Consider the following 20,760-nt stretch of genomic DNA (forward strand, 5'->3'; position numbering starts at 1 on the left):
TTAAAATAGAGAGTTTATAATTTCTTTTACTGTGATTCCTTCTGCTTCTGCCTTATAATTTTTCACAATCCTGTGTGATAAAATTGGAATAGCTACCGCTTGCACATCTTCAATATCAGGAGAATATTTTCCATTAACTGCAGCGTGTGCTTTGGCCGCTAAAATTAAGTTTTGAGAGGCTCTTGGACCTGCACCCCAATCAATATATTTTTTAATCAATTCTGTTGCTTTCTCAGATTTAGGACGCGTTTTTCCAACCAAATTAACAGCATATTCAATCACATTATCCGCTACAGGAACTTTACGAATCAATTTTTGAATTGCTATAATTTCTTCAGAAGAAAAAATTGCATCTACTGTTTGATCTACTGTAGAAGTTGTATTCTTTACTACCTGCACTTCTTCTTCAAAACTTGGATACTCTAAATTGATAGAGAACATGAAACGATCTAACTGAGCTTCTGGTAACGGATATGTTCCTTCTTGTTCAATTGGATTTTGTGTTGCTAATACAAAAAACGGTAAATCTAGTTTATAATGGTGGCCTGCCACAGTTACCGACTTTTCTTGCATAGCTTCTAATAAAGCTGCTTGCGTTTTAGGCGGTGTTCGGTTAATTTCATCCGCTAAAATAATATTGGAAAAAATAGGTCCCTTTATAAATTTAAAATGACGTGTTTCATCTAATATTTCACTACCTAAAATATCAGAAGGCATTAAATCTGGGGTAAACTGAATTCGATTAAAATTCAACCCTAAAGCACTTGAAATAGTATTCACTAATAAGGTTTTAGCCAAACCTGGAACTCCTATTAAAAGTGAATGACCTCCACAAAAAATAGACAATAATGTATAATTTACAGCTTCGTGCTGTCCGACAATAATTTTTCCTATTTCTTGTTGTAGTTGGCTATACTTTTTAACTAGAGTATTTACTGCTGTTACGTCAGACATATATTAAATTTTCTTTGTTCAAAAATTCTTTAATTACAAACTTTTATAAAACGAAATTCCCGCTTTCGCGGGAATCACAATATACTAAATTTATTACTTCTTACTTACTTTCTTTCTTCCAATCTTTTTTGAAAGTACATTTCTTATAATCGTTACCTAATTTTATGTAAGTTTCTTCTATTTTTTGCTTTGTCCATTTCGTCACTTCTTCTTCTTTTTTCTTAGCTAAAGCAAATTGCTGCATTCTAACATAATCCTTCACCAAATCAGCAGTATGATTTTCTGTCTTATCTTTTAAGAAGATTACTTTATACATTTTTTCTCCTTCTCGTGTCTCATCATAAAAAACATCCGATAAATCACCTTTTTTTAATTCACTAATTCTAGCAAATAAATCTGGTGGCATTCTTGTCAACTCAAAAGTAGTTTCTTGTGTATAAGGATTTACTAACAGCCCTCCACTATTCTTTGTCTCTTCGTCTTCAGAATATTTTTTTGCTGCCTCTTCAAAAGTTATTTTTCCTTCTTTTATATCGGCTACTATTTTCTCTATTTCTTCTTTTGTTTCTTTAAGTTTTTCATCAGAAATTTCAGGCTGAATTAAAATATGAGATACTTCACGTCCATTTCCTCTAATCTTACTTAAATAAACAATATGGTACCCAAAAGGTGATTTGAATGGTTCAGATATTTGTCCTTCATCTAACGAAAAAGCAGCCTCTTTAAATTCTTTTACAAATCCTGTTTCTTTAGTTATTATCCCCATGTTACCTCCATTTTGGGCTACACTCGGGTCATCAGAATTAATAATCGCTTTTAATTTAAAGCTTGCCCCATTTTCTACTTCTTTTTTAATTTCTTTAAGCTTATTGAGAACACGCTCTTCTTCTTCTTTCGTTGGTTCAGCCTTTAATACAATTTGCTCTAACTGAACTTCTGCTGGAATTTCTGGAAGCTCTTTCTTATCTTGCAATCCTTTAAAATACACTCGTATTTCCTCTGGAGTCACATCAATATCTTCTGTGATTTTCTGTTGTTCTTTTTCTATTAAAAGATTTTCTTTTTGAACATTACCTAGCTCTTTTTTCAAATCTTCAATATCATTAAACCCATAAGCAGCTACTACTTTTTCTTCACTTCCATATTCATTTGTAAAAAAGGCTATACTTCTTTGTACTCTACTATCTATTTCAGATTGAGATATCGTAACACTATCAATAATCGCATGGTGAGCTAATAATTTTTGTTGCATTAACTCCTCAAGCATTTCGCAATCAGAAATTTTCACTTTCCCTTCACTTCTTAACTCAACCTCTTGTTTAAACTTGTCTATATCTGAATCTAAAACAATGTTTTTACCCACAACAACAGCAACACCGTCAATTTTAGCAGTTTGTTCAGAGTTTTGTGCATTTAAGGTTGTTAAACTTGCTAGAAAGAAAGTAAATACTATACTAGTATTCTTTAAAATTTTTGTTTTGAATTGCATCATTTATCAGCTTTTTTTCAATATCTCGTATTAATTCTAGTTTTCTTTTATGTAAAATAATCTGCTTTATTCTAAGACTTACATAGCTTAATGGAGCCGTAGCGTTTTGTGGCAACACATTTTTTACAGCGACCAAATATACTCCTAAACTATCTTCTTTTTGTATGAATTTTGATATTTTTAACAAATTTTCCTTAGTTTCAGTACGTAAAGGCGGTATTTTTTTCTTTAAATAATCAAAAGTTACCCATGTCGAATCTTGTAAACGATACGATTTAAAATTTAGTAAATGCCTTTCTAAATCTTCTTTATCTTCTTCTTTATCCGATTTGAATTGCGCAATGGTCTCTTTTTTATCTAAAAAGTTTTTCCCAAAATGTACATATTCAAATTGTACAAGTTCTTCGCTTACCTTAAAATTTTCTTTATTTTCTTCGTAATATAATGCTATTTCTTCCTCAGTAACAATAGTATCTAGTTGCTGCTTTATCAACCGTTCTTTATAGCCATTAATATACAAACTCTTTCTATAATCATTTACCAAATTCTGAATCTCTTCACTATTTACTTCAGAGATATTCTCTTCTGCTTTTATGTATAATAATTCTTGTTTAGCCCAAGAGTTGATAAGTCCTTTAACAACGACTAAACTGTCTTTTGACGAAAGATTCTTAGGTAATAACACCTCTATATCTTTCATATACAAATGCTTGTTATATACTGTTGCTATTGGTTTATCATCTCTAGTCTTTTTTGTCTTTAAACTGACTAAATCACATGAAGAAGCAATAATTAATAATACTATTATTAAGCTATATTTTTTCACTTTAATTACTGATTATATGTTCTCTTTAATTTCCTCAAAACTCGTTCTTTTACCACAACAGTATTATTCTTTCTTAAGTTTTTTATCCATTCTTTTTCTAATTCATCTTGGTAATCACTCATCACCTTTCCTCTTACTTTATCAAATTCTTTACCATACTTTACTTGATTTGAACGATAGTATGCTTTTACCCCCAAAGTATCTTGTGATGCTTTATTCCAAATTTTCTCTTGCATCAAATCAAACAACAACAACCCTTCTCTGTATTCTTGTAGCGTACTCTTATATACTGGATCAGTATTTGCTAATTGCTCTTTAAAATAATTTACGAGTTCTATATTTTTAAATTCTTCAAACAAACGTTGAATACTAGCCTGTTTTTTGAGCTTGATATACTTTAGAAAATCTTTTTGTAAAAACTTTTTTTCGTTTATAGAAAGTACTACAGCATTCAATTCATTCTCTTTTACTGCTTCTCTCTTATTCTTTGTGAAAATTTCTAACGCTTTAGGATATTCTTTAATTTGATATTTCTCTTTGAGCTTTTTTAATACTATTTGATTTGATATGCTTGCTCTTTTAGACCTTTTTACCTTTCTCCTCAATTCATCTTGCATTTCTTCAAAAGAAGCAACCGGATAGTTTTTTAATAACTTAACAATATGCCATCCATATTTAGTTTTAAAAGGCTTGCTATACTCTCCCTCTTTAGTTAAAGATCTAACACTATTTTCAAACTCCTCTACCATTTCCCCTGTACCAAACCTAGGTAACTTACCTCCAACTTTAGCCGAACCAAAATCATCTGAATACTTAATTGCCATTTCTTCAAAAGACGCTCCCGATTGTAGTTTTTGATATATTGAATCTATCTTCAATCGACTCTTCGTTGAATTCTTAACCAAGATATGAGCTACATCAAACTCTCCTCTAGATTGTCTAATACCTGTAACTTTTAGAATATGAACTCCAAATTTTGTTTTAAATGGCTCTGATATTTCTCCTAGTTGAGTTTTATATGCAGCTTCTTCTAACGGATATAACATAGCAAAGGCTGAAAAATATCCTAAATTACCTCCGTTAACTCTTGCAGAAGGGTCTTCTGATACTTCCCTAGCTACTACATCAAAATCTTCTCCAGAAACAATACGTTGTCTAATTCGAGTAATTTTCTCTAATAAAAACAGAGTATCAACTGCTATTCCATTACTAGGGTAGCGTATTAAAACATGACTAGCTTTAACCTCTTTTCTAGTACGATTATAAGCCTGCTGTACTAACTCGTTTAAAGTTTCTTCATCGTACAGGTATGGAGCTATTAATTGTTGCTTATAACCTTCAAATTCTTGCTGATAAGCTTTAACCGTATCTAACTTTAAGTCATATGCTTCTTTTACCTTTAGCTTATAGTTGATAAACAACTCAAGGTAGTTATCAATATCTTTAGACTCTTTGTCTTCTACTATAGGTAGGTTCTTTTCATACACTTGCTTAAACTCTGAAACCATAACAGGAACATTGTTTATACTAAATAACTCCTGATCTTTCTGTGAAAAAGACGGCAACACACTACAACAAACAAATGATATGAAAAGAAGTTTTTTCATGCTATAAATTTACAAAGAAATAATCCCTTTTATAGCTTCTGCTTTTTTGTAATACGAAATAACCTCATCAGAACTTTTAACTGTTAAGTGTATTGATACACTTACATACTTTCCTGTTTTCGATTTTTTAGTATCGATAACCGCTCCTCCTTCATTAAACAAATCTTGTACTTCTTGTACTTGATTCCCATCAGTTGGAACAATAAATTTATATAAATACTTAGCAGGAAAGGTTGTTGTATCTTCTAACTGTGATTTTAATTTTGCGTAAAAAGCTTCTCTATCTTGCATAACTCAATAATTACTGTTTTTATTAAAATTCATCAAAAAATTATGGAATATATATTGATGAAGCACAAAATTACACTATTTATTATATTTATAACTTGAAACTTTTATTTTTGCCCCATGCAACAAAAAATAGTTTTAATAGGTGGTCCTGGTACTGGTAAATCCTCAATTTTAAGAGAATTTATCAACCGTGGATATGAATGTATGCCTGAGATTTCAAGAGAAGTAACTCTAAAAGCTCAAAAAGATGGAATAGATCAACTTTTTTTAGAACAACCTTTACTATTTAGTCAGCTTCTATTAGAAGGAAGAGAGCAACAATATTTAGATGCTCATCAAAGTGATGCTGAAATAGTTTTTTTTGATAGAGGAATTCCAGACGTACATGCTTACATGAATTACTTAGGGTCTGATTATCCTGATATTTTCATAAAAAAAAGCTATAAATATATCTATACAAGAGTATTTATGTGTGCTCCTTGGGAGGCTATCTATAAATCTGATAACGAACGTTACGAAACTTTTGAACAGTCTGTTAAAATTGACACCTTTTTAAAAGAAGCCTACGAAGAAATAGGGTATAATATTATTGATGTTCCTTTTGGAGCAATACATGAACGCTGTGACTTTATCTTACATTCGTTAAAACACAATGTATGATAAATCGCTGCAAATATTAAAACATTACTGGGGGTTTAACTCGTTTAGAGAGCCTCAACAAGAAATAATTACTGAGATTTTAGCGGGGAACAATGCAATTGCTTTACTTCCTACTGGAGGTGGAAAGTCTATTTGTTTTCAAATACCAGCTTTAGTAAAAGAAGGTGTTTGTATCGTCGTTTCTCCTTTAATTGCTTTAATGCAAGATCAAGTAAGCAACCTTACTGATAAAGGTATAAAAGCTACCCTGATTCCTTCTGGAAGTAGTCAAGACGAAATCATTACTCTTTTTGATAATGTCAGATTTGGTAACACCAAATTTTTATACATTTCTCCTGAGCGATTACAATCACGTTTTATTCAAGAGAAAATTAAACAATTAAATGTCAATTTAATTGCAATTGATGAGGCTCATTGTATTTCTGAATGGGGACATGATTTTCGTCCATCCTATCAAAACATCACCGTTTTAAAAGAATTACAACCTTCAGCTACGATTATTGCTTTAACAGCCACCGCTACTCAAAAAGTAATTTCTGATATTGCTAGTTCACTTGAGTTAAAAAATCCAACAGTTTTCAAACAATCATTTTATCGCAAGAATTTAGCCTATCAAATTTTTCAAACAGATGATAAACTTGGTAAACTCAATCAAATTTTCACCAAAACGAAAGCTCCTGCTATTGTATATGTGAACACTCGCAGCAAAACGAAGGAAATAAGTAGTTACTTAAATGCTCAAGGATTTAAAAGTTCATTTTACCATGGTGGATTGTCTTCCGTAGAAAAAAAAATGACTTTTGATAATTGGATGCAAGAAAAAACACCCATCATAGTTGCAACCAATGCCTTTGGAATGGGAATTGACAAACCGAATGTTCGTGTGGTTGTACACATCAACTTACCTTCTTCAATTGAAAATTATATTCAGGAAGCTGGTCGTGGTGGACGTGATGGATCTAAGTCTTTTTCTGTAGTATTAACAAATAATAGTGATATTTCTTTAAGTAGCGAGTTGCTAAAAAAATCACTTCCTAGTGTTAATGAAATAAAAGTTGTTCATCAAAAACTATATCAACATTTTCAAATTGCCAAAGGAGAATTAATCGAATCATCTTTTGACTTCAACTTTTTAGACTTTTGTAGTAAATATGGTTTTATCCCTAACAAAACCTTTAACGCACTTCAAATACTAACCAATAACGGAATTATAGAACTCAATCATAATTTCCAACAGAAATCTACCGTTCAGTTTCTTGCATCAAGTAAACAAGTAATTTCTCAAACACACCAACACAAAAAGCTCAAAAATTTCGTTCAACAAGTTTTACGCATGTATGGTGGTATCTTTGAAAGTCCTGTAAAAATTGATGAATTTTATATTGCTAAAAAACTAGGCACTACTTCATGGTTTGTCATTGATATGTTAGAAAAATTAGCCCAAGAAGAATTGATTACATATACAAAATCAACTAATAATTCAGAGCTTTTCTTTTTGCTACCTAGAGAAGATGATAAAACCATTAACCGAATTTCAGTAAACATTCAGTACTATATTAAACAGAAAGAGCAAAAAAACAACGATTTACTTCAATTTATTCAAAATGATGCTGTTTGCAGAAGCGTACAACTACTCTCCTATTTTGGTGAAAATAACACCCAAAATTGTGGAATGTGTGATGTATGCTTACAGAAAAAAGCAACAACGAGCGTAAGTGTACAAGATCTATTATCTGTATTTGAGAATGAAAAAAGCTACACTATTCCCGAAATCTGTGCAATCCTAAACGAAAAAGAAGCGAACATTTTAATACTTTTGCGTAAGCTACTTGCTGAAGAAAAAATACACACAAATAACAACAAATACTATTTAATATAAATGAGAGATTTACGCATTGTTTTTATGGGAACCCCTGATTTTGCTGCTACTATTCTACAACACTTGGTAGAAAATGATTATAATGTCGTAGGGGTTATTACTGCTGCAGACAAACCTGCTGGTAGAGGTCGTAAGCTAAATCAATCTGCAGTAAAAAAATATGCGTTGTCTCAAAACTTACCTATTCTTCAACCTAAAAATTTAAAAAGTGAAGAATTTCAAGAAGAATTAAAAAAGTGGAATGCCAATTTGCAAATAGTTGTGGCATTTAGAATGTTACCGAAATCAGTTTGGGCAATGCCTGAATATGGTACCTTTAATCTACACGCTTCGTTATTACCAGAATATCGTGGAGCAGCTCCTATTAACTGGGCAATCATTAATGGTGAAACCAAAACAGGTGTTACGACTTTCTTTATTGATGATAAAATTGATACGGGTGAAATTATCTTACAGAAAGAAATTGATATTAAAGAAGACGAAATCGTTGGTGAATTACATGACAAACTAATGTATTTAGGAGCTGGTTTGGTTGCTGAAACTGTCGACTTAATTGCAAAAGGAAATGTAACCACTACCAAACAACCAGAATTGGAAGAAAAATCAGCACCAAAACTATACCCTCATAATTGTAAAATAGATTGGTCTAAATCTTTAGACGCTATATACAATCATATTCGTGGATTAAATCCATATCCTGCTGCATGGACAACAATTATGAATGGTAATGATGAAGTTTCTGCTAAAATTTATGAAGTATCTAAAGAATGCTCTTCACACACTTTAGAAATTGGTACAATTATCACAAGTAAAAAAGAGTTAAAAATAGCAGTTACAGACGGTTACCTAAACATCCTTCAAATTAAAATTTCTGGAAAAAAATTAATGGATACTCAAAGTTTATTAAATGGTTTTCAATTTGAAAAAGGAGCTAAAATGCTGTAGCCCTTTGTTTATAAGGTTTTAGCGTTTTCAACAAAAAAATAATAAGGGTTATTAACAATTCTACATAACTTATTAACAAAAGAGTGTTTTTTTGGGAGCAAATCTTGCACAATACCGCATTCCGTCTATATTTGTTGAGCTATTGAAGCAAAAAATATTAATTAATTTTTAAAATCTATTAAAATTATGAACAAATCAGATTTAATCGATGCGATGGCTGCTGATGCAGGAATTTCAAAAGCTGCTGCTAAAGCTGCATTAGATTCTTTAACTGCTAACGTAACAAAAACTTTAAAGAAAGGTGATAAAGTTGCTTTAGTTGGGTGGGGAACTTGGTCTGTTTCTAAGAGAGCTGCTAGAACTGGTAGAAATCCTCAAACTGGAAAAGAAATCAAAATTGCTGCTAAAAATGTAGTTAAGTTTAAAGCTGGTGCTGGTTTAAGCGATTCAGTAAACTAATATTTTCCTCGAAACATATTACAACAGCATTTAGACAGCTAAATGCTGTTTTTTTATACCTAAGTGTCACAAAAAATATATGATTGTTGTCTATTATATAGAACTTAAAACAATTATACAATGAAAAATATAGTTACCGCAATTGCTCTTTTATTTTGCTTTTCAACTGCTTTTGCTCAAAAAACCGTAAATGCTTCTGACATTATGAGAGATGTTAAAAACGGAAAGGCAGTAGAAATTTCTAACGCTACTATTAAAGGAACATTAGATTTTACTTTTATGGAAGAAGCTCTCCCCAAATTACCAACAAGAAAACGTTGGTGGAATAATGGTGGATCTAATACTATTGAGAAACAAATCACCAATAAAGTTTCGTTTGTAAATTGTGTTTTTAACGATGATGTGTTAGCTTATATTCCTGATGAAAAAAGTGGATATACTTTTGTAGCTAATTTTGAAGATATAGTCATATTTAGAGATTGTACTTTTGAGCAAAAGGCCATGTTTAAATATTCTGACTTCGAAAAAAACACTGACTTTTCTAATACTAAATTTAAAGGGAATTCTACTTTTAAATACGCAAAATTTGACAGAGATATTTCTTTTAAAAATACTTTATTCGAAGAACCTTCTACCTTTAAATATGCTAACTTTAAACGTTTTGTAAGTTTTGAAAACTCAGTTTTTAACGAAAGTGCTATTTTTAAATATACTGAGTTTAAAGATGGTGTATCGTTTAGAAATGTAAAATTTGAAGAAGATTTAAATATTAAATATACCAAAGTATCAGGCGAATTTGATATTACTAATATGGAAGTTGCCTTCGATATCGATTCAAAATACACCAAAATAAACGGAAAAAGCTTTAATAAATATTTGATTAAAAAATAACCGTAAAAAACTTTTCTCTTAAAACTATAATAAAATAAAACTCGGAATGTATATTCCGAGTTTTTGGTTTTTAAAATTTAAGTTGCTCCATAAAATTAATTACACTAACTTAGTATTCAACTTCTTACCCTCAAAAACCAACAACTACAAATGGAGTCCAGAAACCATTTAAAAACGGGGTAAATCCGAAAAACCAAACGAGTAGGAACTAAATTTTAAGATTATGCCAAAGTATGTTATTGAACGAGAACTTTCAGGAGCTGGTGAATTAACTTCTGACCAATTAAAAGAAATTTCGCAGACTTCTTGTGATGTATTGGATGAACTAGGCCCAAAAATACAATGGGTTCATAGTTATGTTACAGATAATAAAATATACTGTATTTATAATGCTCCTAACGAATCGAAGATTCGTGAACACGCTGAAAAGGGTGGATTTCCTATAAATAAAATTAATAAAGTTTCAACTATTATAGATCCTATTACAGCTGAATAAAGCATATTAATTAACACATTATCTTATTAAATTATTAATAAAATCCTTGTTTATTTTACGAGGATTTTGTTTTAAAATTCATATTCTTTTATTTCATTTTAATTTTAAACAACCACAAGCAATACCTTATAAGTACTATTGTAAAAACTTTTATTATTTATAATTTACAATTGGTATTTATCCTGATTTTGATAACTTCGCTATTAATAGATTTAAACCTCTCTCGACCAACATTGACTAACATCTTAAAATAATGATATAGCCAATTAATTAACTGATAAACATGAATAAAAATATATTAATAAGAAGAATCTTAGTATCATTAACCATATTTATATCTTTACTAGTATCTTGTAAAGGATCAACAATCAAAAAAAGTACTCTCAATTCCTTTAAAGCTGTACACCTACCTGACAATTCAATTGCTTTGTTAAACAATAATAGTTCTATAGAATTTGATCAAGATTTTAATGAAAGAACAATAAAACAAACAGGGGAAGTATTCTATATTGTAAGAAAAGGCAATACTCCTTTTATTATTGAAACTGAAAAAGGAAAAATTAAGGTCATAGGTACTGAATTTAATGTTAAATCTTTAGAGGAAGAATTAGAAGTTGAAGTTGAAAAAGGCATTGTTAAACTAAAAACAAATACGCTCGAAAAAGAAGTAAAAAAAGGGCAAAAAGCACTTGTTAATAATACTGAAAAAGGTATAAAAATTGGAAAAGCAGAATTCAAGTATAAAAAGTGGAAAAAAAACTTAGACAAGGATTTAAAGAAAATATACAAAAAGATTAAAAAGACTTCTAAAAAAGTAGGTAAAGAAGTAAAAAAGGAGTTAAAAAACTTAAAAAAATAGACCTTTAGAAGTATTGATTATACTCAATTACATCACTTAACTATTAAAAACCAAAAACTCCACTTAAAAGCGGAGTTTTTTTATTATTCTTCATCTTTTAATAATGGATTCTTTGCTTGAATTCATAAACTTATAAAACCTAATTAGCAATAAGTTTTACTAAATTCAAAACAACAATATTTTGTTGCTTCTTATTAGTTCATTCAAATTACATATTTTTCTCCAAAAAAAACACTTGATATATCAAGTACAATTATATATTTGCTTTACATTTTTAACACTATGAAATTTAATACTCCTACGACTACTGTACTATACTATATAGAGGAAAGTATAAAAGCATATCGTAAACTAAGCCAACATAATATCTCACAAATTGTTCCTAATATTACAGTAGACCAAGCATTAATTTTGTTGCTACTTGAAAGTAATGATAAAGAAAGATTACCTAAATAAAACAATTGATAATCAAGACAAACGAAAAGCTAAACTAGAAGTTACTGAAAAAGGAAAAGTTATTATCCAAAAGCTTAAACCTATAATACAAAGAAATAGAGAAATTGCCCTAAATAGTGTTTCTAGTAAAGAAGTAGAACAACTATATAAAACCTTAAAAAAAATAACTAAAAATTGTAATTCTTAAAATGAAGAAATTAACCTATTTACTAGCACTTGTAATCATTTTTTCTTGTGCTAAGAAGAAATCTAATACTTTAAAATATTCAAAAATAACTCAAATTGCTAACTATTTAGATTCTTTAAATGGATTTAGTGGAGCTGTTTTAATTTCCAAAAATGATAGTATTTTATTCAAAAAGGCATACGGTTTTGCTCATATAGGTCATAAAATTAAAAATAGAACAGATACAAAATTTAATCAAGGTTCAATTGGTAAATCATTTACCGCAGTTGCTATATTACAGTTAATACAGCAAAAAAAAATAAAATTAACAGACAAAATAGGTGACTATCTTCCAAGCTATCCAAATAAAACTGCTAGAGATTCAGTGACTATTGCTCATCTTTTAACACATACAAGTGGGTTACCTCATTTTTTTGCTAGAAAAGCCTTTATTGAGGGATCGAAAGATCTATATAGATTTACAAATAACTTTAGTTCTCTTTATGAAAATGAACCAATGGAATCTAAACCTGGTGAAATATTTTCATACCGTAACACAAATTACCTGATACTCGGTAGAATAATTGAAGTTGTATCTGGTATGAAATACAATAACTATTTAGAAAACAATATTTACTCGATTGCTTCGATGAAGAACACTGGAAATTATGATTTGGATCACCCCATCGACAATGCTGCAGAGGGCTATACTACCTCTGAAGTTTATCCCAACAAACTTAAAATAAATGTTCATACATACCCTGTAAGAGGTGGTGCTCATGGAGGAGGATATACCACCATAGATGATCTGTATCAATTTTCTCAGGCTTTACAAGACTATAAACTCCTTAACAAAGAATACACTAGCCTATTTACCACTCCCCTAAAGAAAGACAGTCATTATGGTTACGGAATGCAATTTCCAAATCCAGAAGAGGGTACTATATTTGGACATTCTGGAGGCCATTATGGGGTAGGTAATGAATGGCGTGTTTATAAACAAAAAAGTTATTCAGTTGTAATTCTAACAAATAAAGACGCTGATAAAGGCTTTTTAGATGCTCGTTATTTTATAGAAAAAACTATTTCTGGAAACACTCCAAAACTAGAAAATTACTTTTTCACAAAAAAAGTAATTAAAACTTGCCTAAATAAAAACTTAGAAGAAGCTAAGTCTTTAATAAGACAATCAAAATTTAAAATTTCTGAAATTGACTTAAATACTAAAGGCTATGATATGATAAAAAGAGGTTTTTATAAAAAAGCTATCGATTTATTTACACTAGAAGTATTCTCTTTTCCTAAATCGTATAATGCTTATGACTCTATAGGAGAAGCCTATATGAATGACGGACAAACAAAAAAAGCTATCGAAAATTATCAAAAAAGCTTAGACCTAAACCCTGAAAATACGAATGCAGTGGAGAAACTAAAAACATTAAAACTTTCAAATTGCAATTAAATGAAATACATATCAATTCTATTCATGTTAATTACAACGCACACCTTTACTCAAAAAAAGTTGGCTTTAGAAAATTATATGGATGCTCAAGCAAGTATAAATAATTTTTCAGGAACAGTATTGGTTACAAAAAATGATGCTATTTTATTAAAAAAAGCATACGGATTAGCCGATTATGAATGGAAAACAACAAATACAATAGATACTAAATTTAGTTTAGCCTCCGTTTCAAAACAATTTACAGCTGTTGCCATTATGCAGTTAATCGAAAAAGGGAAAATGTCACTCAACGATAAACTTGTTAAATACTATCCTGATTTTCCTAAAGGAGACCAGATAACAGTAAAAATAATGTTGACTCATAATGCTGGATTTCAAATGGATTACGACGAGTTATATCTTGCCAAAACATCTTTAAATAAAGATTCTGTAGCAAATTATATCATGCAAAAACCATTATTGTTTAAACCAGAAACCAATACATTATACAGTAATATTGGGTATTATTTACTTGCTCGTATTATCGAAAAAGTTTCTAATCAGTCATATGCAACATATCTTAAAACAAATCTATTTGATAAAGCTAAAATGTATAATACAGGTGTAAGCACCAATGATTCAATTGTTTTAAAATCTGCTAAAACCTACTATAAAAAAGACAATAAACTCATAAAAAACCCATACATAAACTGGAATTTTAATATTGGACACGATGGAATTTACTCTACTGTAGAAGATTTATATCTTTGGAATAAAGCATTGTTTGACAGTACTATTTTACTTAATGAAGCTTCTAAAAAGAAAGTATTTACATCATACAATGACCAAGATTTTGGATTTGGTCTAATAATCAATCCTTTCTATAATCAAAATCATACATTAATTGCCCATGATGGAGGTTTCTATGGAGCTATGACTTCTTTTAACAAATATACAGATGATGATATTTTCATTACTGTTTTATCTAACAATCAATCTCCTTCGTATTTAATAGCCTACGCACTTGCAGCAATTGTTTTCGACAAACCTGTTGAACTTCCATACAAACATCAACTAGTTAATGTTGATCCTGTAATATATAATGAGTATGCAGGGAAATATGAAAATATTACAATTCTTAAAAAGAATGAAAAGCTATACTACGACAACTATGAATATGAATTATTACCAGAATCGGATGTGAAGTTTTTTCGTTCTGATAACAATGATAGAACCGTTGAATTTATTAAGAACAAAAAAGGAAAAATCACTCAAATTATAATTAGAAAAGCTGGAGTTCCAGAAGTTAAAAAGAAAAACAATTCATAAAACCTAATCTGCTATAAGTTATGCTTAACTCTAAACGACAACATTTTGTTGCTTCTTGTTAGTTCATTCAAACTTCATATTTTTTTCTTTAAAAAATACTTGATATATCAAATAAATTTATATATTTGCTTTACATTTTTAATACTATGAAATTTAATACTCCTACGACTACTGTACTATACTCTATTGAGGAAACCATAAAAGCATATCGTAAACTAAGCCAACATAATATCTCACAAATTGTTCCTGATATTACTGTAGACCAGGCATTAATTTTGTTGCTACTTGAAAGTAATGATAAAACTCAAACTGAAATTGCCGATTTAGTTTTTAAAGACTACGCATCAATGACACGTATCGTAAAATTAATGATAAAGAAAGATTACCTAATTAAAACAACTGATAATCAAGACAAACGAAAAGCTAAACTAGAAATTACTGAAAAAGGAAAAATAACTATAAAAAAGCTTAGACCTGTAATACAAATAAATAGAGAAACAGCCCTTAACACTATTTCAGAAGAAGAGTTAGAGCAATTGTACAAAACTTTGCAAAAAATAACTAAAAATTGTAATTCTTAAAGTGAAGAACTTAATCTTTTTCTTGTACAAAGAATAAACCCAGATCATTTAAAGGTTTGAAATTAAAAAAGCTATGGAAAATCGTCAGAAAAGTTTAGAAATAAACTCTGGGAAAATAAATGAAAAAGAGAAGTTATGCGAGTTATTTAATAAAAATAATTCGTACTAACAAAAACTCCGCTTTAAAGCGGAGTTTTTTTATTATTCTTCCTCATCATTAAAAGAGGAATTCTTTTTTTCTTTCTTACTACCTTCGTACAATTCGTATTTTACAAAACGACAATCTAAATCGGCATTCTTCAGTGGTATTCTTTTAGAAGTTCGTAATCCCACATGTTTTAAAGCTTGAATATCTGAAGTGATTAACCACGCTGTTGAATTTGGATAGTTATTCTTTAACGTGTCTCCTATTTTTCTGTAAAACTCTTCTACATCAATATTTAAACGCTCACCATAAGGTGGGTTGAATAAAATCGTTGTTTTACCAAACACTTCTTTTTTTGAATTGAAGAAGTTTACGTGATGTACTCCTATAAACTCATCTAAGTTTGCATTGATAATGTTTTGTTGCGCTTTTCTAACAGCCGATGGAGCTTTATCAAAGCCCATAATTTTAAAATGAGAACTTCGTATTTTCTTTAATAACGAATCTTGAATAACAAAATACAGATCTTCATCATAATCCTTCCAGTTTTCAAAAGCAAAATGCTTACGATTAATATTTGCAGGAATCTGATTCGCAATCATTGCTGCTTCAATCAAAATGGTTCCCGAACCACACATCGGATCGATAAAATTCTCTTCTCCTTTATATCCTGAAAGCAACAACAATCCTGCTGCCAACACTTCATTAATTGGTGCAATATTCGTAGCACTACGATATCCACGTTTATGTAAGGATTCACCTGAAGAATCTAACGAAATGGTTAACCATTCTTTCTGTATGTGAATATGAACTTTTACATCAGGGTATTTTAAATCTACATTCGGACGCTTTTTATACTTATGCATAAAATAATCGGCAATGGCATCCTTCGATTTTAAACTAATGTAATGAGAATTTGACGTAAAGTTTTTAGAGTTTACTACTGCTCCAATAGCAAAAGTACCATCAACATCTAAAAAACGTTCCCATTTTACACGTTGAATAGCTTCATATAAATCTTCTTCGTCAAAAATTTTACTGAGTTTTATTGGTTTTAAAATACGAATAGCTGTACGTAAAGCAATATTAGCTTTATACATAAAACCTTTATCACCTCTAAAAGCAACGCTTCTAATCCCTTCTTTCACTTCCATCGCTCCTAATTGGCGTAACTCATCTGCTAAAACTCCTTCTAAACCTGCCATGGTAATAGCAGTCATTTTAAAATCTTTTTCCATGTAACTGTAAAATTTCACTGCAAAAGTACAGCTAATTTTGTGTTGTTATGAATCTTTTCTACTTTGAATCTAAAAAACATAAGTTTTCCGTACTTTTGCTGTTCTTATAGTTATGAATACAACAACAGATTGGTTTACTTCTTGGTTTAACACGCCATACTATCATATTTTATACAAGCATAGAAACGATGCCGATGCGCAGTTTTTTATGCGAAACATCACTTCTTTTTTGCGATTACCAAAATTGAGCCGTATTGCTGATTTACCCTGCGGAAAAGGACGTCATGCGGTCTATTTAAACTCGTTAGGATATGATGTTGTAGGCGGTGATTTAAGTGAGAATAGTATCGCTTTTGCAAAACAATTTGAAAATGACACACTTCATTTCGAGGTTTGGGACATGCGTAAACCTATAGAAAACAAATATGATGCGGTATTTAACTTGTTTACTAGTTTTGGTTATTTTGAAGATGATAATGAAGATATTGCTGTTTTAAAAAGTATTAAAAACGGATTAAAAAAAAATGGTGTTTTTGTCTTAGATTTCTTAAATGTTGAAAAAGTAAAAAATACTCTAATTAAAGAAGAAATAAAAACTATTGACGATATTGAATTCCATATTCAAAAGGAAATTAAAGATGGTTTTATTTTAAAACACATTTCTTTTACTGCTGAAGGAAAATCACATTCGTATACTGAGCGTGTAAAATTTTTAACTTTAGAAAAGCTTCAATCGTATTTTGAACAAGCTAACTTAAAAATTATGCATGTTTTTGGCGATTATAACCTACACGACTTCAATTCACAATCGTCTGACCGTTTAATTATTGTTGCAAAATGAGTTACACCTTATTAATTTTAGCTGTTTTAGTAGGCACTCTCATAGTTTTTTTACTAAAACCTAGCAATACCTTTGTTCGTTTATTATTAGCCTTTAGTGGGGCTTATTTGCTCTCGGTAACCATCTTACATTTATTACCCGAAGTATATCATCACACCGATAACACAGAACTTATAGGAATATTAATTTTAGTTGGAATTATTATTCAATCAGTATTAGAGTCGTTCTCAAAAGGTGCAGAACATGGACATATTCATATACATACAGATGCCTCTAAATTTCCTTGGTTATTGTTTGTAAGTTTGTGTATTCATGCTTTTTCTGAAGGATTGCCAATTCATCATGCAAATGACAATTTATTATGGGCAATTATTGTGCATAAAATTCCGATCGCTATCGTATTAACCTCTTTTTTACTACATGCAAACTACTCGAAACAAAACATCTTTTTGTTTTTAACAGTATTTGCTTTGATGAGTCCTTTGGGAATTTTAGTTTCAGACAAAGCTCCTGTTATTTCACAATATCATACAGAAATTACAGCATTAATTATCGGGGTGTTTTTACACATCTCTACTATCATTCTTTTTGAAAGTACCGAAAATCATAAGTTTAACTACAAAAAATTTGCAGCTATTATTTTAGGAGTTTTATTAACTATCTTCTCTATGCACTAAATCTATTGAAAAAGCAGGCAAACAAACAGCTAAGTACTCACAAGGCTCTGTAAATGGATTTGAATATTGAATTCGCACATTTTTTTCAATTTTGATAGATTGCCCTGCTTCTAATACGACAATTTCATCATCAATATTGAATTGTTTTCTCCCTTTAATAATATAAGTATACTCCTCAAATTCTGGAGTTTGAAAAGGTTCACTCCATCCTGGAGGCGCAATCATATGGGCAATACTTACTTTTGAACTCCCATTCGTAGCATTTCCAAAATGCTCTTCTATTAATTTTCCATCAGTTGTTGGTACTACAAATGGAGTCTTTTGAATTGTATATTTTTTATTCATACTATTTTATAAATTAAAAAGCCGAAACAAATGTTTCGGCCTCGTATGTTTTAGTTAAACCAAATGGTAAATGATTTTATTTTTGCTAAGTCTGGAATTTGCTCAACAGTTACTTTTTGTGTACTAAAATCTTTCAACCCTAAATCTTCATTATCAATCGTAATAGTTGCATTTAAATCATCAATAAATAAAGTTGCTGATGAAAATGACGATTCAACTTTGCTTACTTTATTATTCGCATTAATTTCTTGAAACGTAGATTTGATGTTTAATCCTGTTTTTGTTTTAAAACGATCGTCAAAAACCTCAATACTTTTAATCGTTGAAGTAGAATCTAACTGTTCTTTTGGAGTTATTGTTAATAAGTGTTTCCCTCCCTTTTCATACACTAAATATTGATCGTCTTCTTGGAAAAAGTTATTTCCTTTAGCTCCTTCACTTAAAATTTTAACAACTGAATCTTGTTTGAAAATATCATCAATCTCTTGCACAGTTGTTTTGGTTGTCAACTTTCCAACTTTTCCTTTCGCAATATCAAATTTACTATTTCCACATTGTACAAACATGATTGACATTACAGCAATTGCTAAAGGTTTCATTAATTTTCTCATTGATCTTCTTTTATATTTAAAACGTCTATTCTTTCTATTTGTTATTTTATTACTTTTTTTAAAATTCCAAAAGCTGCTCTGATAAAAGTAGCGCTGGTTAACACTTTTACAACAGGATTCATACGAGTACTACTGCGTGATGAAGAAGATCTTCTTCGTGATTTCTCTTCTTCTTTTCTTTCTGTTTCTTCCTGTTGCTCTTTGTTTAGTTTTTCAATCTTCTCATTCAATAACTCATAGGCACTCTCTCTATCTATTGTATTATTATACTTCGGAATCAATCTCGAATTATCCAATACTTGCTTTATTTCTTTCTCTGTCAACACATCCATTCTACTCATCGGAGCTCGCAACATGGTTCTTGCCAACGGAGTCGGAATTCCTTTTTCATTCAATACCGAAACTAAAGCCTCTCCTATTCCTAACTGCGTTAATACTTCTTTAGTATCGTAATATTCAGAATCTGGATAATTTTCTGCAGCTAATTTAATTGCTTTTCTGTCTTTGGCTGTAAATGCACGTAAAGCATGTTGGATTTTCATTCCTAATTGCGCCAACACATCCTCTGGAACATCCTTTGGATTTTGAGTAACAAAGTATAATCCAATTCCTTTAGAACGAATCAACTTCACGATACTTTCTATTTGATTTAATAAAGCTTTTGAAGCTTCGTCAAATACCAAATGAGCTTCATCTATAAAAATGATTAATTCTGGTCGACCACTATCACCTTGCTCAGGAAAGGTTTCATAAACCTCTGCTAATAACTGTAACATAAAGGTTGAAAACAACTTAGGTCTGTCTTGAATATCTGTTAAACGTAGTACAGAAATCACTCCACGTCCGTTTTCATCTATACGAGTTAAATCATCTACATCAAATGATTTTTCTCCAAAAAACAAATCTCCTCCTTGCTGTTCTATTTCAACTACTTTTCTTAAAATAGCTCCTGTACTTGCTGTTGAAATTCGTCCGTATTCTTCTTGAACCTCTTCTTTACCTTCGTTCGTTATGTATTGAAGAATCTTTTTAAAATCCTTTAAATCTAGCAAGGGTAACTGATGATCATCACAATACTTAAAAATGATTGCAACTATACCCGATTGCGTTTCAGTTAAATCTAAAATTCGAGATAATAACACAGGTCCAAACTCAGAAACAGTAGCACGTAAACGTACTCCATCTTGTTCTGAAATTGATAAGATTTCAATAGGAAATTTTGTTGGGGTAAACGGAATTCCGATTTTTTCGTGACGCTCATCTATTTTAACATGTCCAGGACTTGGTTGTGCCAATCCGCTTAAATCACCTTTTACATCCATCAACAATACAGGGATTCCTTTTTCAGACATATTCTCTGCCAATACCTGTAAGGTTTTAGTTTTTCCTGTTCCCGTTGCTCCTGCAATTAATCCGTGGCGATTTAAGGTTTTTAAAGGGATATTTACCAAAGCATTGGTTACTGTTTCTTCACCTAACATTCCTGCTCCCAACGTAATAAACTCTCCTTTAGTTGTATACCCTTCGTTAATGTAATTGAAAAACTCTTCCGTTTTACTCATTCTTTTCGAACT

At 30.4% G+C, this 20,760-nt stretch carries 23 protein-coding genes; 14 read left to right on the top strand and 9 right to left on the bottom strand.

Going from position 1 to position 20,760, the window contains the following annotated elements; all coding sequences use genetic code 11:
- The 5 genes from DFQ07_RS00620 to DFQ07_RS00640 all read right to left on the bottom strand — a co-directional run bounded on the left by DFQ07_RS00620 (window position 1) and on the right by DFQ07_RS00640 (window position 5,167).
- Window positions 1-954 (bottom strand): AAA family ATPase, encoded by a 954-nt coding sequence (locus DFQ07_RS00620; protein WP_133534355.1) that lies wholly within the window; start codon window positions 952-954, stop codon window positions 1-3.
- 100 nt (window positions 955-1,054) lie between these two features.
- Window positions 1,055-2,446: a peptidylprolyl isomerase gene (locus DFQ07_RS00625; RefSeq protein ID WP_243743906.1), complete on the bottom strand. Its 1,392-nt coding sequence runs from the start codon at window positions 2,444-2,446 to the stop codon at window positions 1,055-1,057.
- Entirely contained in the window at window positions 2,409-3,269 is an 861-nt protein-coding gene (locus tag DFQ07_RS00630) for a hypothetical protein (protein ID WP_133534356.1), read from the bottom strand. Before DFQ07_RS00630 ends, DFQ07_RS00625 begins: the two co-directional genes overlap by 38 nt.
- Before the next feature lie 5 nt (window positions 3,270-3,274).
- Window positions 3,275-4,876 carry a peptidylprolyl isomerase gene (locus DFQ07_RS00635; RefSeq protein ID WP_133534357.1) on the bottom strand — a complete coding sequence of 534 codons (1,602 nt, stop codon included), beginning with the start codon at window positions 4,874-4,876 and terminating at the stop codon, window positions 3,275-3,277.
- A 9-nt stretch (window positions 4,877-4,885) separates the two neighbouring features.
- Entirely contained in the window at window positions 4,886-5,167 is a 282-nt protein-coding gene (locus DFQ07_RS00640; RefSeq protein ID WP_133534358.1) for a DUF493 family protein, read from the bottom strand.
- Between the two features lie 117 nt (window positions 5,168-5,284).
- Between DFQ07_RS00640 and DFQ07_RS00645 the strand changes: the two genes are divergently transcribed.
- From DFQ07_RS00645 to DFQ07_RS00695, 12 genes are all read left to right on the top strand, one after another.
- Window positions 5,285-5,827 carry an AAA family ATPase gene (locus DFQ07_RS00645; protein WP_133534359.1) on the top strand — a complete coding sequence of 181 codons (543 nt, stop codon included), beginning with the start codon at window positions 5,285-5,287 and terminating at the stop codon, window positions 5,825-5,827.
- A complete protein-coding gene (locus DFQ07_RS00650; RefSeq protein WP_133534360.1) occupies window positions 5,820-7,706 on the top strand; it encodes a RecQ family ATP-dependent DNA helicase in 1,887 nt (628 codons plus the stop codon). The genes DFQ07_RS00645 and DFQ07_RS00650 overlap by 8 nt, the downstream gene beginning before the upstream one ends.
- Window positions 7,707-8,651, top strand: a complete 945-nt coding sequence (gene fmt / locus DFQ07_RS00655; protein WP_208107658.1) for a methionyl-tRNA formyltransferase — start codon at window positions 7,707-7,709, stop codon at window positions 8,649-8,651. It begins immediately after the preceding gene.
- A gap of 186 nt (window positions 8,652-8,837) precedes the next feature.
- Window positions 8,838-9,110 carry an HU family DNA-binding protein gene (locus DFQ07_RS00660; protein ID WP_133534361.1) on the top strand — a complete coding sequence of 91 codons (273 nt, stop codon included), beginning with the start codon at window positions 8,838-8,840 and terminating at the stop codon, window positions 9,108-9,110.
- Between the two features lie 120 nt (window positions 9,111-9,230).
- Window positions 9,231-10,001 (top strand): pentapeptide repeat-containing protein, encoded by a 771-nt coding sequence (locus tag DFQ07_RS00665; RefSeq protein ID WP_133534362.1) that lies wholly within the window; start codon window positions 9,231-9,233, stop codon window positions 9,999-10,001.
- 223 nt (window positions 10,002-10,224) lie between these two features.
- Window positions 10,225-10,497 carry a DUF4242 domain-containing protein gene (locus tag DFQ07_RS00670; protein ID WP_133534363.1) on the top strand — a complete coding sequence of 91 codons (273 nt, stop codon included), beginning with the start codon at window positions 10,225-10,227 and terminating at the stop codon, window positions 10,495-10,497.
- Between the two features lie 283 nt (window positions 10,498-10,780).
- Window positions 10,781-11,356 carry a FecR domain-containing protein gene (locus DFQ07_RS00675; RefSeq protein WP_133534364.1) on the top strand — a complete coding sequence of 192 codons (576 nt, stop codon included), beginning with the start codon at window positions 10,781-10,783 and terminating at the stop codon, window positions 11,354-11,356.
- A gap of 282 nt (window positions 11,357-11,638) precedes the next feature.
- Window positions 11,639-11,812 carry a hypothetical protein gene (locus DFQ07_RS15450; protein WP_166627690.1) on the top strand — a complete coding sequence of 58 codons (174 nt, stop codon included), beginning with the start codon at window positions 11,639-11,641 and terminating at the stop codon, window positions 11,810-11,812.
- Window positions 11,787-11,999, top strand: a complete 213-nt coding sequence (locus DFQ07_RS00680; RefSeq protein WP_133534365.1) for a MarR family winged helix-turn-helix transcriptional regulator — start codon at window positions 11,787-11,789, stop codon at window positions 11,997-11,999. Before DFQ07_RS15450 ends, DFQ07_RS00680 begins: the two co-directional genes overlap by 26 nt.
- A 1-nt stretch (window position 12,000) precedes the next feature.
- On the top strand, window positions 12,001-13,440 hold the full coding sequence (locus DFQ07_RS00685) for a serine hydrolase (protein WP_133534366.1): 1,440 nt from the start codon (window positions 12,001-12,003) through the stop codon (window positions 13,438-13,440).
- The gene (locus DFQ07_RS00690; RefSeq protein ID WP_133534367.1) at window positions 13,441-14,748 is read left to right on the top strand and encodes a serine hydrolase; all 1,308 of its coding nucleotides are present in this window, start codon (window positions 13,441-13,443) and stop codon (window positions 14,746-14,748) included.
- Between the two features lie 146 nt (window positions 14,749-14,894).
- The gene (locus DFQ07_RS00695; protein WP_133534368.1) at window positions 14,895-15,329 is read left to right on the top strand and encodes a MarR family winged helix-turn-helix transcriptional regulator; all 435 of its coding nucleotides are present in this window, start codon (window positions 14,895-14,897) and stop codon (window positions 15,327-15,329) included.
- A gap of 201 nt (window positions 15,330-15,530) precedes the next feature.
- Here the strand turns inward: DFQ07_RS00695 and DFQ07_RS00700 are convergent, their stop codons facing one another.
- Window positions 15,531-16,712, bottom strand: a complete 1,182-nt coding sequence (locus DFQ07_RS00700; RefSeq protein WP_133534369.1) for a THUMP domain-containing class I SAM-dependent RNA methyltransferase — start codon at window positions 16,710-16,712, stop codon at window positions 15,531-15,533.
- Window positions 16,713-16,824: 112 nt separating this feature from the next.
- Here DFQ07_RS00700 and DFQ07_RS00705 point away from each other — a divergent pair, with 112 nt between their 5' ends.
- Entirely contained in the window at window positions 16,825-17,553 is a 729-nt protein-coding gene (locus DFQ07_RS00705; RefSeq protein ID WP_133534370.1) for a class I SAM-dependent methyltransferase, read from the top strand.
- The gene (locus DFQ07_RS00710) at window positions 17,550-18,230 is read left to right on the top strand and encodes a ZIP family metal transporter (RefSeq protein WP_133534371.1); all 681 of its coding nucleotides are present in this window, start codon (window positions 17,550-17,552) and stop codon (window positions 18,228-18,230) included. The genes DFQ07_RS00705 and DFQ07_RS00710 overlap by 4 nt, the downstream gene beginning before the upstream one ends.
- Here DFQ07_RS00710 and DFQ07_RS00715 read toward each other — a convergent pair.
- Genes DFQ07_RS00715 through DFQ07_RS00725 form a run of 3 tightly spaced genes read right to left on the bottom strand, consistent with a single transcriptional unit; the run spans window position 18,207 to window position 20,748 of the window.
- Window positions 18,207-18,575: a cupin domain-containing protein gene (locus tag DFQ07_RS00715; RefSeq protein ID WP_133534372.1), complete on the bottom strand. Its 369-nt coding sequence runs from the start codon at window positions 18,573-18,575 to the stop codon at window positions 18,207-18,209. The genes DFQ07_RS00710 and DFQ07_RS00715 overlap by 24 nt on opposite strands.
- A gap of 50 nt (window positions 18,576-18,625) precedes the next feature.
- Window positions 18,626-19,186, bottom strand: a complete 561-nt coding sequence (locus DFQ07_RS00720) for a hypothetical protein (protein WP_133534373.1) — start codon at window positions 19,184-19,186, stop codon at window positions 18,626-18,628.
- A gap of 41 nt (window positions 19,187-19,227) precedes the next feature.
- On the bottom strand, window positions 19,228-20,748 hold the full coding sequence (locus DFQ07_RS00725) for a helicase HerA-like domain-containing protein (protein WP_133534374.1): 1,521 nt from the start codon (window positions 20,746-20,748) through the stop codon (window positions 19,228-19,230).
- Window positions 20,749-20,760 lie beyond the last annotated feature (12 nt).

The sequence above is a fragment of the Tenacibaculum caenipelagi genome (assembly GCF_004363005.1).
Taxonomy (GTDB): Bacteria; Bacteroidota; Bacteroidia; order Flavobacteriales; family Flavobacteriaceae; genus Polaribacter; species Polaribacter caenipelagi.

What these genes read in the sequence shown, in the direction of transcription:
- DFQ07_RS00620 (WP_133534355.1), bottom strand. Translation starts at nt 954, where the DNA reads ATGTCTGACGTAACAGCAGTAAATACTCTAGTTAAAAAGTATAGCCAA.
- DFQ07_RS00625 (WP_243743906.1), bottom strand. Translation starts at nt 2,446, where the DNA reads ATGATGCAATTCAAAACAAAAATTTTAAAGAATACTAGTATAGTATTT.
- DFQ07_RS00635 (WP_133534357.1), bottom strand. Translation starts at nt 4,876, where the DNA reads ATGAAAAAACTTCTTTTCATATCATTTGTTTGTTGTAGTGTGTTGCCG.
- DFQ07_RS00640 (WP_133534358.1), bottom strand. Translation starts at nt 5,167, where the DNA reads ATGCAAGATAGAGAAGCTTTTTACGCAAAATTAAAATCACAGTTAGAA.
- DFQ07_RS00645 (WP_133534359.1), top strand. Translation starts at nt 5,285, where the DNA reads ATGCAACAAAAAATAGTTTTAATAGGTGGTCCTGGTACTGGTAAATCC.
- DFQ07_RS00650 (WP_133534360.1), top strand. Translation starts at nt 5,820, where the DNA reads ATGTATGATAAATCGCTGCAAATATTAAAACATTACTGGGGGTTTAAC.
- fmt (WP_208107658.1), top strand. Translation starts at nt 7,707, where the DNA reads ATGAGAGATTTACGCATTGTTTTTATGGGAACCCCTGATTTTGCTGCT.
- DFQ07_RS00660 (WP_133534361.1), top strand. Translation starts at nt 8,838, where the DNA reads ATGAACAAATCAGATTTAATCGATGCGATGGCTGCTGATGCAGGAATT.
- DFQ07_RS00665 (WP_133534362.1), top strand. Translation starts at nt 9,231, where the DNA reads ATGAAAAATATAGTTACCGCAATTGCTCTTTTATTTTGCTTTTCAACT.
- DFQ07_RS00670 (WP_133534363.1), top strand. Translation starts at nt 10,225, where the DNA reads ATGCCAAAGTATGTTATTGAACGAGAACTTTCAGGAGCTGGTGAATTA.
- DFQ07_RS00675 (WP_133534364.1), top strand. Translation starts at nt 10,781, where the DNA reads ATGAATAAAAATATATTAATAAGAAGAATCTTAGTATCATTAACCATA.
- DFQ07_RS15450 (WP_166627690.1), top strand. Translation starts at nt 11,639, where the DNA reads ATGAAATTTAATACTCCTACGACTACTGTACTATACTATATAGAGGAA.
- DFQ07_RS00680 (WP_133534365.1), top strand. Translation starts at nt 11,787, where the DNA reads ATGATAAAGAAAGATTACCTAAATAAAACAATTGATAATCAAGACAAA.
- DFQ07_RS00685 (WP_133534366.1), top strand. Translation starts at nt 12,001, where the DNA reads ATGAAGAAATTAACCTATTTACTAGCACTTGTAATCATTTTTTCTTGT.
- DFQ07_RS00690 (WP_133534367.1), top strand. Translation starts at nt 13,441, where the DNA reads ATGAAATACATATCAATTCTATTCATGTTAATTACAACGCACACCTTT.
- DFQ07_RS00695 (WP_133534368.1), top strand. Translation starts at nt 14,895, where the DNA reads ATGAAATTTAATACTCCTACGACTACTGTACTATACTCTATTGAGGAA.
- DFQ07_RS00700 (WP_133534369.1), bottom strand. Translation starts at nt 16,712, where the DNA reads ATGGAAAAAGATTTTAAAATGACTGCTATTACCATGGCAGGTTTAGAA.
- DFQ07_RS00705 (WP_133534370.1), top strand. Translation starts at nt 16,825, where the DNA reads ATGAATACAACAACAGATTGGTTTACTTCTTGGTTTAACACGCCATAC.
- DFQ07_RS00710 (WP_133534371.1), top strand. Translation starts at nt 17,550, where the DNA reads ATGAGTTACACCTTATTAATTTTAGCTGTTTTAGTAGGCACTCTCATA.
- DFQ07_RS00715 (WP_133534372.1), bottom strand. Translation starts at nt 18,575, where the DNA reads ATGAATAAAAAATATACAATTCAAAAGACTCCATTTGTAGTACCAACA.
- DFQ07_RS00720 (WP_133534373.1), bottom strand. Translation starts at nt 19,186, where the DNA reads ATGAGAAAATTAATGAAACCTTTAGCAATTGCTGTAATGTCAATCATG.
- DFQ07_RS00725 (WP_133534374.1), bottom strand. Translation starts at nt 20,748, where the DNA reads ATGAGTAAAACGGAAGAGTTTTTCAATTACATTAACGAAGGGTATACA.